This window comes from Amycolatopsis sp. NPDC043887 (assembly GCF_056435665.1).
Genome location: NZ_JBWKEB010000019.1, coordinates 122203 through 134882, shown reverse-complemented (window position 1 = coordinate 134882; position 12680 = coordinate 122203). Strand labels below are relative to the sequence as shown.

General features: G+C 69.9%; 14 protein-coding genes and 1 riboswitch. Of the genes, 8 read left to right on the top strand and 6 right to left on the bottom strand.

Going from position 1 to position 12680, the window contains the following annotated elements; genetic code table 11:
* Nucleotides 1-141 precede the first annotated feature (141 nt).
* Nucleotides 142-981, bottom strand: coding sequence for an SGNH/GDSL hydrolase family protein (locus tag AC069H_RS36775; protein WP_340686431.1), 840 nt, complete (start codon nt 979-981; stop codon nt 142-144).
* Between the two features lie 273 nt (nt 982-1254).
* Between AC069H_RS36775 and AC069H_RS36770 the strand changes: the two genes are divergently transcribed.
* Entirely contained in the window at nt 1255-1938 is a 684-nt protein-coding gene (locus tag AC069H_RS36770) for a DUF3159 domain-containing protein (protein WP_478235391.1), read from the top strand.
* A gap of 84 nt (nt 1939-2022) precedes the next feature.
* On the opposite strand, the gene AC069H_RS36765 is transcribed toward AC069H_RS36770, so the two are convergent.
* Complete coding sequence (locus AC069H_RS36765; RefSeq protein ID WP_478235390.1) at nt 2023-2997, bottom strand: N-acetylglucosamine kinase; 975 nt, start codon at nt 2995-2997, stop codon at nt 2023-2025.
* The gene (locus tag AC069H_RS36760) at nt 2994-4037 is read right to left on the bottom strand and encodes an SIS domain-containing protein (RefSeq protein ID WP_478235389.1); all 1044 of its coding nucleotides are present in this window, start codon (nt 4035-4037) and stop codon (nt 2994-2996) included. Before AC069H_RS36760 ends, AC069H_RS36765 begins: the two co-directional genes overlap by 4 nt.
* A 140-nt stretch (nt 4038-4177) precedes the next feature.
* Here AC069H_RS36760 and AC069H_RS36755 point away from each other — a divergent pair, with 140 nt between their 5' ends.
* Nucleotides 4178-4933 (top strand): GntR family transcriptional regulator, encoded by a 756-nt coding sequence (locus AC069H_RS36755; protein WP_005160527.1) that lies wholly within the window; start codon nt 4178-4180, stop codon nt 4931-4933.
* 91 nt (nt 4934-5024) lie between these two features.
* Nucleotides 5025-6527, top strand: coding sequence for an MFS transporter (locus tag AC069H_RS36750; RefSeq protein ID WP_478235388.1), 1503 nt, complete (start codon nt 5025-5027; stop codon nt 6525-6527).
* Between the two features lie 104 nt (nt 6528-6631).
* Here the strand turns inward: AC069H_RS36750 and AC069H_RS36745 are convergent, their stop codons facing one another.
* Nucleotides 6632-7570 (bottom strand): threonine ammonia-lyase, encoded by a 939-nt coding sequence (locus AC069H_RS36745; protein WP_478235387.1) that lies wholly within the window; start codon nt 7568-7570, stop codon nt 6632-6634.
* A gap of 149 nt (nt 7571-7719) precedes the next feature.
* Here AC069H_RS36745 and AC069H_RS36740 point away from each other — a divergent pair, with 149 nt between their 5' ends.
* Complete coding sequence (locus AC069H_RS36740) at nt 7720-8427, top strand: hypothetical protein (RefSeq protein WP_478235386.1); 708 nt, start codon at nt 7720-7722, stop codon at nt 8425-8427.
* Between the two features lie 87 nt (nt 8428-8514).
* On the opposite strand, the gene thiE is transcribed toward AC069H_RS36740, so the two are convergent.
* The gene (gene thiE / locus AC069H_RS36735; RefSeq protein WP_478235385.1) at nt 8515-9180 is read right to left on the bottom strand and encodes a thiamine phosphate synthase; all 666 of its coding nucleotides are present in this window, start codon (nt 9178-9180) and stop codon (nt 8515-8517) included.
* Between the two features lie 30 nt (nt 9181-9210).
* A riboswitch (TPP riboswitch) is annotated at nt 9211-9318 on the top strand.
* Between thiE and thiO the strand changes: the two genes are divergently transcribed.
* From thiO to AC069H_RS36715, 4 genes are all read left to right on the top strand, one after another.
* Nucleotides 9312-10385: a glycine oxidase ThiO gene (gene thiO, locus AC069H_RS36730; RefSeq protein WP_478235384.1), complete on the top strand. Its 1074-nt coding sequence runs from the start codon at nt 9312-9314 to the stop codon at nt 10383-10385. It overlaps the preceding riboswitch by 7 nt.
* The gene (thiS, locus tag AC069H_RS36725; RefSeq protein ID WP_007033436.1) at nt 10385-10585 is read left to right on the top strand and encodes a sulfur carrier protein ThiS; all 201 of its coding nucleotides are present in this window, start codon (nt 10385-10387) and stop codon (nt 10583-10585) included. Before thiO ends, thiS begins: the two co-directional genes overlap by 1 nt.
* 1 nt (nt 10586) lies before the next feature.
* Nucleotides 10587-11345 carry a thiazole synthase gene (thiG, locus tag AC069H_RS36720; RefSeq protein ID WP_478235383.1) on the top strand — a complete coding sequence of 253 codons (759 nt, stop codon included), beginning with the start codon at nt 10587-10589 and terminating at the stop codon, nt 11343-11345.
* A 109-nt stretch (nt 11346-11454) separates the two neighbouring features.
* Nucleotides 11455-11889, top strand: coding sequence for a MarR family winged helix-turn-helix transcriptional regulator (locus tag AC069H_RS36715; protein ID WP_340686440.1), 435 nt, complete (start codon nt 11455-11457; stop codon nt 11887-11889).
* On the opposite strand, the gene AC069H_RS36710 is transcribed toward AC069H_RS36715, so the two are convergent.
* Nucleotides 11867-12673 (bottom strand): ion transporter, encoded by an 807-nt coding sequence (locus tag AC069H_RS36710; protein ID WP_340686441.1) that lies wholly within the window; start codon nt 12671-12673, stop codon nt 11867-11869. The genes AC069H_RS36715 and AC069H_RS36710 overlap by 23 nt on opposite strands.
* Between the last annotated feature and the right edge of the window lie 7 nt (nt 12674-12680).

The following is a 12680-nucleotide window of genomic DNA, read 5'->3' as shown; positions in this document are numbered from 1 at the left end:
AACTTCAACGGCCCCTGAGGCGACCGATCCCCGCGGATCTCGAACATCACAACCCCTGAACAAGTCAGGTGTTGCAACCACCGCTAGAACCCAAGGGGAAGGGGGCCTTCACGCGCTAGGGGAAGAGGACCGGTCCGCGGTTCAGCTCGCGTGGTGGTGGATCTCCCGCATGTCCTTGGCCGGGAGGGAGACGCCCGTCGACTCGATCTGCTCCAGCGGGAGCAGCGGCGCGAGCTCGGGGCGTTTCGGGGACAGGCCGTCGCCCATGGACTCGCCCTTGAGCTGACGGCGGATCCACGGCAGCAGGTGCACCTTCGTCCACTCGAGGTCCGAACGGCGCGAAGTGATCCAGGTGCTCGGCTCCTCGGACGCCGGCCACGGCTCACGCCAGTCGTCGGCGACCGGGACACCGAGGACCTCGGCCGCGCGCAGCGCGATCCGCCGGTGGGCCTCGGGGGTGAAGTGCAGCCGGTCGTCGCTCCAGGCGCGGCGGTCGTGCAGCGGGGCCATCGCCCACATGTCGACCATCTTGGCGCCGTGCCGGTCGGCGATCGCCCACAGATGCGCGTTGTAGATGCCGACCTTCCCCCGCAGGACGTGCATCACGGACAGGTACTTGGTGTCCGGCCCGTTGAAGATGAGCACCGGGATCCCGGCCTCGCGCAGCTTGGCGACCCCCGCCTCCAGCCGCGCGGCGACGGCGTCCACGTCCGCGCCGGGCACGATGATGTCGTTGCCGCCCGCGCACAGGGTGACCAGGTCGGGCTTCACCGCGAGGGCGATCGGGAGCTGCTCTTCGAGGATCTCGTCGAGCATCTTCCCGCGGAGGGCGAGGTTCGCGTACTGGAAGTCGGGCCTGCCTTCGGCGAGGATCTCCGCCAGCCTGTCCGCCCAGCCCCTGAAGGTGCCGTCGGGCAAGCTGTCGTTGAGTCCTTCGGTGAAGCTGTCACCGATCGCCACGTAGCTGTCGAATCCGTACACGTTGGGTCCCCTTCCGTCCGTGTGCCCCCGGTTGGTACTTGTACACCACAACTAACAGCTGAGAGCGCCCCTGCCATCCCACCTGACCGAAACCCGTGGTTCAGCCCGTTGACACAGTCTCTTATTTTGTCGGACGTCCATGCATCTCTTTAAGTGGGATGTACACTCCTGGGCTGCGTAGATTCCCCTCAAGAGGGCGTAAACCGGACACGGTATGTGGCGAACATCTCCCCGCCCGGGTGTTCGGGCTCATAGATCCGGCAGGCTGTAAGGGTGACCTCACGACCCTCGCGCGAGTCGCTCGCCCAGATCCTCGGCGGGCGGCGTGGCGCCATCGACGCGAGCATCCCGCCGGCGGCCTTCGTCCTCGGCTGGCTGATCGCCGGCCAGTCGATCGCCTGGGGCGCAGGGGTGGCCATCGGGGTGGCGGTGCTGCTCGGCGTGTACCGGGTCGCGCGCGGCGACAAGGCCCGCGCGGTCGTGGTGAGCCTCGCGGCGGTGATCGCCGCCGCGCTGATCGCCCTGCACACCGGCCGCGCCGAAGACTTCTTCCTCATCCAGCTGCTGTCCAATGTGGCCAGCGCGCTGCTGTGGGCGGCCAGCATCGTGGTCCGGTGGCCGTTGCTCGGCGTCGTAGTGGGGCTCGTCATCGGGCAGAAGACCCGATGGCGCCGTGATCCCGCGCTGCTGCGCGCGTACTCGCGGGCGAGCTGGGTGTGGGTCTTCCTCCAGTACACGCTGCGCGTCGTCGTGTACGGCTCGCTGTGGTGGAGCGGGCAGGTGGTCGCGCTCGGCATCGCCAGGACGGTGCTGTCCTGGCCGCTGGTCGCGGTGACGGTCGCCGTGAGCGGCTGGGTGCTGTACCGCACGCTGCCTCCGGAACATCCCGGCCTGCGGGTCGTGGAGGAGAACGGGGATCCCTCGGATTCCGCGCCCGATGGGCTGCCCAGGACATAAGGCGGCCCCCGGCGAGGGGGGAGGGTCCGGGGGCCGGGTCCTACGGTACCCGGAGTTCGGCCCCGGAGTCGATGGTTTGGTCTTTTAGGGCTCGTTTTTGGTGTTTTTCCAGGGTGGGACCGGCCGCGGTGCCCCTTCTCCGTAGGCGTCGACGGCGGCCAGCCAAGCGGCTCCGAGTACCCCGTCGGTGCTGGTCAGGACCTCGATGCCGGCGAGTTCGGCGCGGACCTTCGTCCCCACCGGCCCCTCTGGCGACAACACCCCGCCCACCAGGACGACCGGCGTGTCCTCCCCGGGATCCCGGGCGGCCATGACGTTCGTCACCAACAAGGTGGCCGCGCGGGTGGTGATCTCGTCCGCCGCCGGATCGCCTTCGCGGCAGGCCTCGCTGACGAACGGGGCGAACCTGGCGAGCCGGATCGGCGCTTCGGCGTTGGCGCTCGTGATGAGCGCGCGCCACAGCGGCGCCCGGTCGCTCGCCGGGTCCACTGCGGACGGTCCGAGCGCTTCGGTGAGCACGGCGCGCGCGAGCGGACCGGGTTCGCCGCCGCGGCCGAGAACATCCAAAGTGGAGCGAACGGCTTCACGGCCGAGCCAGTACGCCGAACCTTCGTCACCGAGCAACCAGCCGTAGCCGCCGACGGTGGACACCATGCGCCTGCCGCGGATCCGGCCGGCGATCGACCCGGTGCCCGCCACGAGCACCGAACCGTCCGGCGCGGAAGTCGCCGACGCGTAGGCGACCTCGGGATCGGGGACCGTCCGCACCGGACTGATTCCCGTGTCCCTCCAGGCGGCTTCGAAGATCTCCGCGATCGCCGGATCGCTCAGCTTGCTGACGCCCGCCATGCCGACGACGCACGCGGCGGTCGCGGCCGGATCCAGCCCGCCGAGCGCGCCGGTGATCGCGCTCGCGATCCGCGCCGCGGCTTTCGACGGCGGATGGGAATTGGGATTCGCCCCGCCCGCGCGCCCGGTACCGAGGACGGCGCCGGAGGCGTCGACGGCGATCGCTCGCGTCGACGTGCCTCCGGCGTCCACACCGATGACGTGGGTCACCGGGTCTTGGTCACCTTGAGCAGCCCGCGCGGGCTGTCCGGATCACCGCCGCGCGCCAGCGAAAGGCCGAGCGCGATCCGCTGGATGGGCAGGATCTCCAGGATCGGAGCGACCTCTTCGGCGGACGGCGCGACACCGATCCGCAGCGCCGCGGGCACGTCGGCCGAAGCGGAGCCGACCGCGAGCACGTCCGCGCCGCGTTTGCCGACGGCTTCGAGGACCTCCTGCATCGCGTCCACTCCGTGTCCCTGGCTCGTCACGGCGAGCACGGCGGTTTCACCGTCGACCGCGGCGACCGGACCGTGCAACAGGTCCGCGCCGCTGTACGCGCGGGCCGCGAGGTAGCTGGTTTCGGCCAGCTTCAACGAACCTTCCAGTGCCGTGGCGTAGGAGTAACCGCGGCCCGTGGTGAGCACCCGGTCGACGAAGCGGTAGCGGTCCACCGCGCGCTGCACGCCTTCTTCGGAGCCGTCGAGGGTCTGCTGTGCGAGCTCGCCCAGCGTCTCCGCGTCCGCGCCCTTGCCGCCGCGGACCGCGTCGATCAGAAGGTAAAGCGAAAGCAAGGTGGCCGAGTAGGTCTTGGTGGCGGCCACCGCCTTTTCCAGTCCCGCGCCGATGTCGACGCCGAGTTCGGCGGCGGCGCGAAGCGGCGACTCCGGGGTGTTGGTGACCGAGACGGTCAGCGCTCCCTGGCGACGCGCGGTTTCGGTGACCTCGATGAGATCCGGGGATCCACCGCTTTGGCTTACTGTGATGAAGAGAACGTCCCGCAGATCGGGACGGGCGCCGTACAGAGTCGCGGTGGAGGGTGAGACGAGACCGCAGGGGAGACCGAGGAGTACTTCGATCAGGTACTTCGCATACAGGGCGGCGTGGTCGCTGGAGCCCCGGGCGGCGAGGAGTGCGAACCTGGGCGGGCGCTTGGAGATGGCTTCGGCCACCTCGGCGATTTCGGCCTGTCGCTCCACGATTCCTGCCAGAATGGCGGGTTGCTGGGAGATCTCCGCGGCCATGTGCTCGCCGGGGCGCTGTTCGGTCATCTCGTTCCCTTCCACCGGGACGTACTTCGTCCCCCGAGTAGGTCTAGACCAATGCTAGCCCGAATGGACGTTTGTGGTGAAGGGTACGTTTCCTAGCGGGGACGGTGCGCGTTTGAGTGGGAAGGCTTAGGGAGTCGGTCATGTTGGAGACAACCACCGCGAGTGAGGCGGGCGCTACGGCAGGGATGCGCGGGCAGCGCGAACCCAAGTACTGGGCGCTGAAACAGCATCTGCTCGATCTGCTCGACGCGTTGCCGCCCGGCTCGCCGATTCCGACGGAACGGGCGCTGGCGGGGGAATTCACCGTTTCGCGCACCACCGTCCGGCAGGCGCTCGCCGACCTCACCGCCGAGGGCAGGCTCCACCGCGTGCAGGGCAAGGGCACCTTCGCCGCCGAGCCGAAACTCGCGCAGCGCCTGCAGTTGTCGTCCTACACCGAGGACATGCGCAAGCAGGGGCTCAAGCCGTCGTCCAAGCTGCTGGAGATCGACGAACTGCCCGTCGAAGCCGATCTGGCGAAGCTGCTCGGAATCCGTGTCGGCGCGAAGATCCTTCGCCTTCGCCGTCTCCGGCTGGCTGATTCGCAGCCGATGGCCCTCGAGACCACGCATCTCCCGCTCGGCCGCTTCCGCGGTTTGCGCAAACATGTTTCCGCAGGTGGGTCCCTGTACGCCGTGCTGAGGGAGCACTACGGCGTCGAGCTCGAAAGGGCGGAGGAAACGATCGAGACCGCCCTCGCCGGGCCGCATGAAGCGGAGATGCTCGGCGCCGACGTCGGAATGCCGATGTTGCTCCTTTCGAGGCATTCCTTCGCCACCGACGGAAAACCGGTCGAGTTCGCGCGCGCGATCTACCGGGGTGACCGTTACAAATTCGTCACCACGCTACTTCCCTGACGAGTCAGGTAATTCCGGGAAAGATCGCTTTCCCGGAATTCATGCCGATTTCGCGGTGGCCCGCTCCCTGCCGTCGTGATTCAGTCGTCACATGACTGACACGGCGGCGGGGATTCGGTGGGGGACGCCGGTGGCGCGCGGCGTGCTCGCGACGACGATCGTGGGCTCGGGCATGGCGATGCTCGACGGGACGATCATCAACGTCGCGCTCCCGAGGATCGGCAAAGAACTCGATGCGTCCGTCGCGGGCCTTCAATGGATCCTCGACGGCTATCTGCTCGCGCTCGCCGCGTTGATCCTCGTCGCCGGATCCCTCGGCGACCGCTACGGCCGCCGCCGCATGTTCATCGTCGGCGTCGTCTGGTTCGGTGTCGCCTCCGGGCTGTGCGCCGCCGCGACGACCACCGAGTTGCTCGTCGCGACCCGGATCCTCCAGGGGATCGGGGGAGCTTTGCTCACGCCCGGCTCGCTGGCGATCCTTCAAGCGTCCTTCGCCCACGAAGACCGGGCCCGCGCGATCGGCGCCTGGTCCGGGCTCGGCGGCATCGCGGCGGCGATCGGCCCCCTGCTCGGCGGCGTCCTCGTGCAGGTGTGGTCGTGGCGGCTGGCGTTCCTGATCAACCTGCCGCTCGCCGCCGTCTGCGTTCTGCTCGCCCGGCGCTACGTACCCGAGTCCCGTGACGAGGAGGCGACCGGGCATCCCGACTTCCTCGCGGCCGCCGTCGGCGCGATCGGGCTGGCCGGGCTGACCGGCGCGCTGGTCGAGGCACCCGGACGCGGTATCGGCGACGTCGTCGTCCTGGTCGCCATCGTGCTCGGCGTCGCGGGGCTGGGGTCGTTCCTGGTGATCCAGCACCGCTCGGCCGACCCGCTGGTGCCGCCGAAACTGTTCCGCGACCGGACGTTCAGCCTCGCCAACGCGCTGACCTTCGTCGTCTACGCGGCGCTCGGCGGTGTGATGATGCTGATGGTCATGCAGTTGCAGGTGTCGCTGGGCTACTCGCCGACCGCGGCCGGGCTCGCCGGGCTGCCGATCACCGTCATCATGCTGCTGTTCTCCGGCCGGTCCGGCGCGCTCGCGCAGAAGATCGGTCCGCGTACGCAACTGGTCGCCGGCCCGATCCTGATCGGCGTGGGCATGCTCCTGCTGATGCGTGTCGGGCCGGGATCTTCGTACCTGGGGTCGGTGCTGCCCGCCGTCGTCGTGTTCGGCGCCGGGCTGGCGACGGTCGTCGCACCGGTGACCGCGACGGTGCTGGCCGCCGCTCCGGACCGATACGCCGGCGTCGCCTCCGGGGTCAACAACGCCATCGCCCGGTCGGGTGGCCTGCTCGCGATCGCCGTGCTGCCCGCCGTCGCCGGGCTGTCCGGTGCCGCCTACACCGATCCGGTGGCGCTGACGGCGGGCTGGCGGACGGCGTTGCTGGTGTGCGCGGCCCTGGCGATCGGCGGCGGGCTGATCGCGCTCGGCATCCACAACGGTGTCCTCGACACACCTGCCGATGACACCGACGAGTCACCGCATCCGGGTGAATGCCTCCACTGCGGGGTCGACTCGCCGCCGACGCACGTCCGTCCCGCCGGACACACGTGATCGGAGCCGGAACTCGCGGGCTTGAAGGCGGAACTCGCGAGATCCGGCCCCAATCACGCGAGATCCGGCTTCACGCACGCGAGATCCGGCTTCACGCACGCGAGTTACGCGAGCAGGTCGGCCAGCGTCGCCGGGTCCAGGTTCCCGCCCGAAACGACCGAAACGACCTTGCCCGGCGGCAGCGCGTCCCGGTGGGAAAGGAACGCGGCGGTCGCGGTGGCGCCGCTCGGCTCGGCGACCAGGCGGGCCTGGTGCGCCAGCGTCCGGACGGCCTCCCGGATCTCCTCCTCCGAAACGGTGATGACGTCGTCGAGCACCGACTGGAGGTGGGCGAAGGTCAGGTCCGACGGCTGGGCGCGCAGGCCGTCGGCGCTGGTGCGGGCCCGCAGGTCCATCGGCCACTCGATCCGCCTGCCCGCGCGAAGGCCCTCGGCGGTGTCGCCGGCCAGTTCCGGCTCGACGCCGATGACCTTCGCGTCCGGCAGCAGTTCCTTGATCGCCGTGCCGACGCCCGAGGCCAGCCCGCCGCCGCTGAGCGGCACGAGCACGACGCCGGCGTCCGGCAGGTCTTCGGCGATCTCCAGGCCGACGGTGCCCTGCCCGGCGATGACGTCGCGGTGGTCGAACGGCGGGATCATGGTGAGCCCTCGTTCGTCGGCGACGGCGAGCGCGGAGGATTCCTGTGCGTCGATCGGGACCTCGATGACCTCGGCGCCGAGCGCCTTGGTGGCTTCGACCTTGGCGCGCGGGGCGACGTCCGGAACGAGGATCACCGCGGGAATCCCGAATCGCTTCGCCGAGTACGCGACCGCTTGCGCGTGGTTGCCACTGGAAAACGCGACGACGCCGCGGGCGCGCTGATCTTCGTTCAACGCGGCGATCGCATTGTACGCGCCGCGCACCTTGAAAGCGCCGATCGGCTGGAGGCTTTCCGGTTTGAGCCACAACGGCGCCCACCCTTGTTCCAGTAACGGGGTGCGCACCGCGACGCCTTTGACACGGCTCGCCGCGTCGCGGATTTCCTCGATCGATACCAGGTCCATACGTCCGATTATGTCAAGGAGTTGTGAGCCGTGGACAGTCCTTTATGGACAGACGGCGTGGCGCTGCTCACGTGCGGACAACGAAGGGAGCATCCCGTGCGCCTTAGTCGTTAGGACCGGTGAGGACCGACTAGCAGCAGAACGGGATCATGACCAAGGAGACCACGGAGAAAACCGAAAAGACGGAAAAGCAAGGCCGGATCATCCAGGTGACGGCGGCCGCGATGGCCGCGATCACCGCGGCGCTGCTGGGTTCCACGCTCGGCGTGGCCGGGACGGTGGCGGGTGCCGGGCTGGCGAGCGTGATCACGACGCTCGGCGGCGAACTGTACCTGCGTTCGCTGCAACGGACGAAGGACGCGGCACTGAAGGCGCGAGTGGTGCTGACCGTTCCCGGGCGCCGCAAGGTGCTCGACCCGGCGGAGCAGGAGACGGTCCGGCTCACCCCGGCGAAGGAGGACGAGCCGTCCGCGCGGAAGTTCAAACCGCGCTGGGCGGTGATCGCCGGAGTCAGCGTGGCGGCGTTCGCGGTGGCGCTCGTCGCGATCACCGGCTTCGAGGGGGCGACCGGGAAGACCTTCGGTGGTGGGACCGGGACGACCATAGGGAAGATCATCGGCGGCGGGCAGCCCCAGGAGCGGCAGGACAAGCACGACACCCCGCCGGCGACGACGCCTTCGGAGACGCGGGAGAACCAGCCCGAGAAGACGCCGTCGACCACGCCGACCCCGTCGACGACCCCGACGGCCCCCACGACCACGCAGGCGCCTCCGACGACGCAGTCCACGACGCCTTCGACCTCCCAGGCGCCCCCGACGACGCCGTCCGCTCCCGCCTCGAACACCCCCGTGCCCTGATCCCCTTCCCGCATTTCGTCCTCTGAATGCGGTAGTTCGCGCTGCCAACTACCGCGTTCAGAGGACGAAATGCGTGGGTCGGGGGAGTCAGGGCAGGGTGGAGCGGAGGGTCCGGGCGGCCGCTTCGGGGTCTTCGGCCTCGGTGATCGCGCGGACGACGACGATCCGCGACGCCCCCGCGTCCAGCACCTCGGGCAGCCGATCGGCGTCGATGCCGCCGATCGCGAACCACGGCCGCGTCGTCCCGGACGCGGCCGTCGAGCGCACCAGGTCGAGCCCCGGGGCGGAGCGGCCCGGTTTCGTCGGGGTCGGCCAGCACGGGCCGGTGCAGAAGTAGTCCACGCCGGCCTCCCCGGCGGCGGCCGTGGCCTGTTCGGCCGAATGGGTGGACCGGCCGATCACCACGTCGTCCCCGAGCACGCGACGGGCGAGCGACACCGGGATGTCGTCCTGGCCAAGGTGCAGCACGTGCGCGCCGACGGCGAGCGCGACGTCCGCGCGGTCGTTCACCGCCAGCAGCTTGTCGTGCTTCTCGCACGCCTCCGCCAGCACTTCCAGTGCGGCGATCTCGTGTTTCGCCTCGATCGGCGCACCGCCGGTCTTGTCCCTCAGCTGGATGATGTCGACCCCGCCGGCCAGTGCGGCGTCGGCGAATTCGGCGAGATCGCCGCGGCCGGACCGGGCGTCGGTGCAGAGGTATAGGCGGGCGTCCGCGAGCCGGGCGCGGATCAGCGAACCAGACAGGGTGGGCATGGCGGCGACGGTACTCGCGCGCTACGGTGGGGTGGTCCGCACGGGAGCCCGAGGACGGGCTGAGAGGGAGCCGGGACCGCTCCGACCGTGGAACCTGATCCGGGTCATGCCGGCGCAGGGAGCGTGATCTCATGAGAGAACTTTCGGTTGTCGGCGGCGGGGTCATCGGCCTCTCGGTCGCTTGGCGCGCGTCCGCACGCGGCCATCGCGTCACCGTGTACGACCCCGAGCCGGGGCGCGGCGCGTCGTGGCTCGCAGGCGGCATGCTCGCGCCTGTCACCGAGGCATGGCCCGGCGAGGAAGACGTCCTCAAGCTCGGCGAAGCGTCGCTGCGGCGCTGGCCCGATTTCGCCCGTGACCTGGCGGAAGAGGGTGTGGACCCGGGTCTTTCGCCGCACGGCACGCTCGTCGTCGCGCTGGACAGCGCCGACGCGGGCAACCTCGAAATGCTCGCCGCGTACCTCGCCGAGCTAGGCCGCGAGGTCGAGCGGCTGGCCGGCCGCGAGGTCCGCCGCGCCGAACCCGGGCTCGCCGGGTCCGTCCGAAGTGGACTCCTCGTGCCCGGGGATCTGGCCGTGGACAACAGAAGGCTGCTGCACGCGCTCCACCACGCCTGCTGCGCGCACGGCGTCGAGTTCCGCCACGAGACGGTCACCGACCTCGAAAGTCTCGACGGCGACGTCGTCCTCGCCGCGGGAGCCTGGACCGGGCGGCTGCATCCCGCGCTCGACGGCGCCGTCCGCCCGCTCAAGGGCGAGATCCTCCGCCTCCGGCCGCGACGGGGTTGCCTGCCACCACCGAAACGCACGGTCCGCGCGATGGTCGAAGGCCGCCCGATCTACCTCGTCCCGCGCGACGACGGTCAGCTCGTACTCGGCGCGACCCAGTACGAGGCCGGTTTCGACGAGACCGTCACCGTCCGAGGCGTTCGTGAGCTGCTCGAAGGCGCGGAGCGCGTCTTCCCGGGCCTCACCGAATACGAACTCGTCGAGACCGCCGCCGGGCTTCGCGCGGCGAGTGTCGACACGATGCCCTTCATCGGTGAGCTGGGCGAAGGTGTCTTCGCCGCGACAGGTCACCATCGCAACGGTCTCCTGATGGCCCCGGTCACCGCGGACGCCGCGGTCGCCTGGCTGGACGGAGTGCCGTTGCCGGACGAGGTCGCGGCGGCCACGCCGTCGCGGCGAAGCGAGGAGCGGGTGTGATGGAGATCCAGGTCAACGGCCAGTGGCGCGAATTCCCCGACGGGACCACCGTCGAGGGCGTGCTGGAGGCGCTGGGCACGGCGACACAGGGGGTCGCGGTCGCGGTGGACGGCGTGGTCGTCCGGCGCGGCGAATGGCCGGAAGCGGTGGTGCGCAAGGGCGCCAGCGTCGACATCCTCACCGCTGTGCAAGGAGGCTGAAATGGACGGCGACCACCTCGTCATCGGCGAGCACAAGCTCTCGTCGCGGTTGATCATCGGCACCGGCGGCGCGGGCAACCTCGCCGTGCTGGAACGCGCGCTGGTGGCGTCCGGCACGGAACTGACCACCGTCGCGATGCGCAAGGCCGACGCCGAAGGCGGCTCTGGCGTCCTCGAACTGCTTCGCCGCCTCCGCATCCGCCTGCTGCCCAACACCGCCGGCTGCCGGACGGCCGCCGAAGCGGTCCTCACCGCGCAGCTCGCCCGCGAAGCGCTCGAGACCGACCTCATCAAGCTGGAGGTCCACGCCGACGACCGCACACTGCTGCCGGACCCGTTCGAGACCCTCGAAGCGGCCGAACAGCTCGCCGCGGACGGCTTCACCGTGCTCGTGTACACCAACGACGACCCGGTGCTGGCGCTGCGGCTGGAGGAGGCGGGCTGCGCGGCGGTGATGCCGCTCGGCGCGCCCATCGGCACCGGTCTCGGCATCCGGAACCCGCACAACATCGAGCTGATCGTGTCGCGCGCGGGGGTCCCGGTGATCCTCGACGCCGGGATCGGCACGGCTTCCGACGCGACGCTGGCGATGGAGCTCGGCTGCGACGCCGTCCTGCTTTCCACCGCCGTGACCAGGGCCGCGGACCCCGAACGGATGGCGTCGGCGATGCGGGCCGCCGTCACCGCGGGGCGGCTGGCCGCCGGTGCGGGGCGGATCCCGCAGCGGTTCTGGGCGCACGCGTCGAGCCCGCCCCGGTAACCCTTTTGTACGGTTCACGGCCTTCACGGCGAGTTCGCACCGGAAGCCCGTATGGTTGACGGCACTTTCCGGAGGCGCACCCGCCGCCGTGTACCCAGAGGAGCCAGTGGTGACCACGTCAGCGGTCCAGGACGTTTCGGGCAGGTTGTTCCTGGCGGTGGGCAGGCTGTCCCGGTCACTGCGCCAGGCGGGCGTGCCCGGGCCAGGCCACGGCGCGATCTCGGCGCTCGCCACGCTCGTGCACTACGGCCAGCTCCGGCTGGGTGACCTCGCGGCGAAGGAAGGCGTCGCCGCGGCCACCATGTCGAGGATCGTCGCTTCGCTGGTCGAAGCGGGCTACGTCAGCCGTGAATCGGACCCGATCGACAGGCGTGCCTGGCTCGCGGAGGCCACCGAAGAGGGCGAGAGGCTGGTTTCCGGCGTCCGGTCGACGCGCGTGAACGAACTGGGCAAACGCCTCGAACGGCTGAGCCCGGAGCACCAGGCGGCCTTGGCGGCGGCCCTTCCGGCGCTCGAAGCGCTCATCGCGGACGAAGAGCGCTGAGTTCCGCGACTTCGGCGCGAAGGGCGCGGAGCTCGTCAAGGATCTCCTTGTTGGCCTGGGCCTGCGTTTCGGCCTGCTTCGCCTCTTCCTCGCGGATGTCCTGGCGAAGCTCGTCCTCCATCCCGCTGACCACCACGGCGATGAAGAGGTTCAGCACCGCGAAGCTGGACACGAGGATGTAGACCACGAAGAACACCCAGGCCATGGGTGCTTCCTTCATGACCTCCTTGGCGATGTCCGGCCATGCCTCGCCGGTCATCACCTGGAACAGCGTGAACAGCGACGTGCCGAGGTCGCCGAAGTTCTCCGGCGAGATCGCGCCGAACAGCTTCGTCGCCATCACGCCCGCGACGAAGATGATCAGCGCGAGGAGCGCGGCGATCGAAGCCATCCCGGGGATCGACGCGAGCAGGCCGGTGACGACCTTCCGCATCGACGGCACGACCGAGATCAGCCGCAGCACGCGCAGGACCCGCAACGCCCGCAGCACCGCGAACGGGCCGGTCGTCGGGATCACCGCGATCCCGACGACGACCAGGTCGAAGATGTTCCACGGATCGCGGAAGAACTTCCCGCGATAGGCGTAGAGCTTCGCGCCCAGTTCGAGGACGAAGATCCCGAGCGCGATGTAGTCGACCGTGTGCAGCAGGCTCCCGTACTCCGCGAGCATTCTCGTGGAGGTCTCCAGGCCGAGCGTGACGGCGTTGAAGACGATCACCGCGATGATGAAGTTCTGGAAGCGGCGGTCTTCGACGACCCTGGCCACCGTTTCGCGTCCGGTCACGGCGCAG

Bases quoted from the DNA above. Each gene is read 5' to 3' on its own strand.
- AC069H_RS36760 (WP_478235389.1), bottom strand. From the start codon at position 4,037: ATGACCGAACAGCGCCCCGGCGAGCACATGGCCGCGGAGATCTCCCAG.
- AC069H_RS36755 (WP_005160527.1), top strand. From the start codon at position 4,178: ATGTTGGAGACAACCACCGCGAGTGAGGCGGGCGCTACGGCAGGGATG.
- AC069H_RS36750 (WP_478235388.1), top strand. From the start codon at position 5,025: ATGACTGACACGGCGGCGGGGATTCGGTGGGGGACGCCGGTGGCGCGC.
- AC069H_RS36745 (WP_478235387.1), bottom strand. From the start codon at position 7,570: ATGGACCTGGTATCGATCGAGGAAATCCGCGACGCGGCGAGCCGTGTC.
- AC069H_RS36740 (WP_478235386.1), top strand. From the start codon at position 7,720: ATGACCAAGGAGACCACGGAGAAAACCGAAAAGACGGAAAAGCAAGGC.
- thiE (WP_478235385.1), bottom strand. From the start codon at position 9,180: ATGCCCACCCTGTCTGGTTCGCTGATCCGCGCCCGGCTCGCGGACGCC.
- thiO (WP_478235384.1), top strand. From the start codon at position 9,312: ATGAGAGAACTTTCGGTTGTCGGCGGCGGGGTCATCGGCCTCTCGGTC.
- thiS (WP_007033436.1), top strand. From the start codon at position 10,385: ATGGAGATCCAGGTCAACGGCCAGTGGCGCGAATTCCCCGACGGGACC.
- thiG (WP_478235383.1), top strand. From the start codon at position 10,587: ATGGACGGCGACCACCTCGTCATCGGCGAGCACAAGCTCTCGTCGCGG.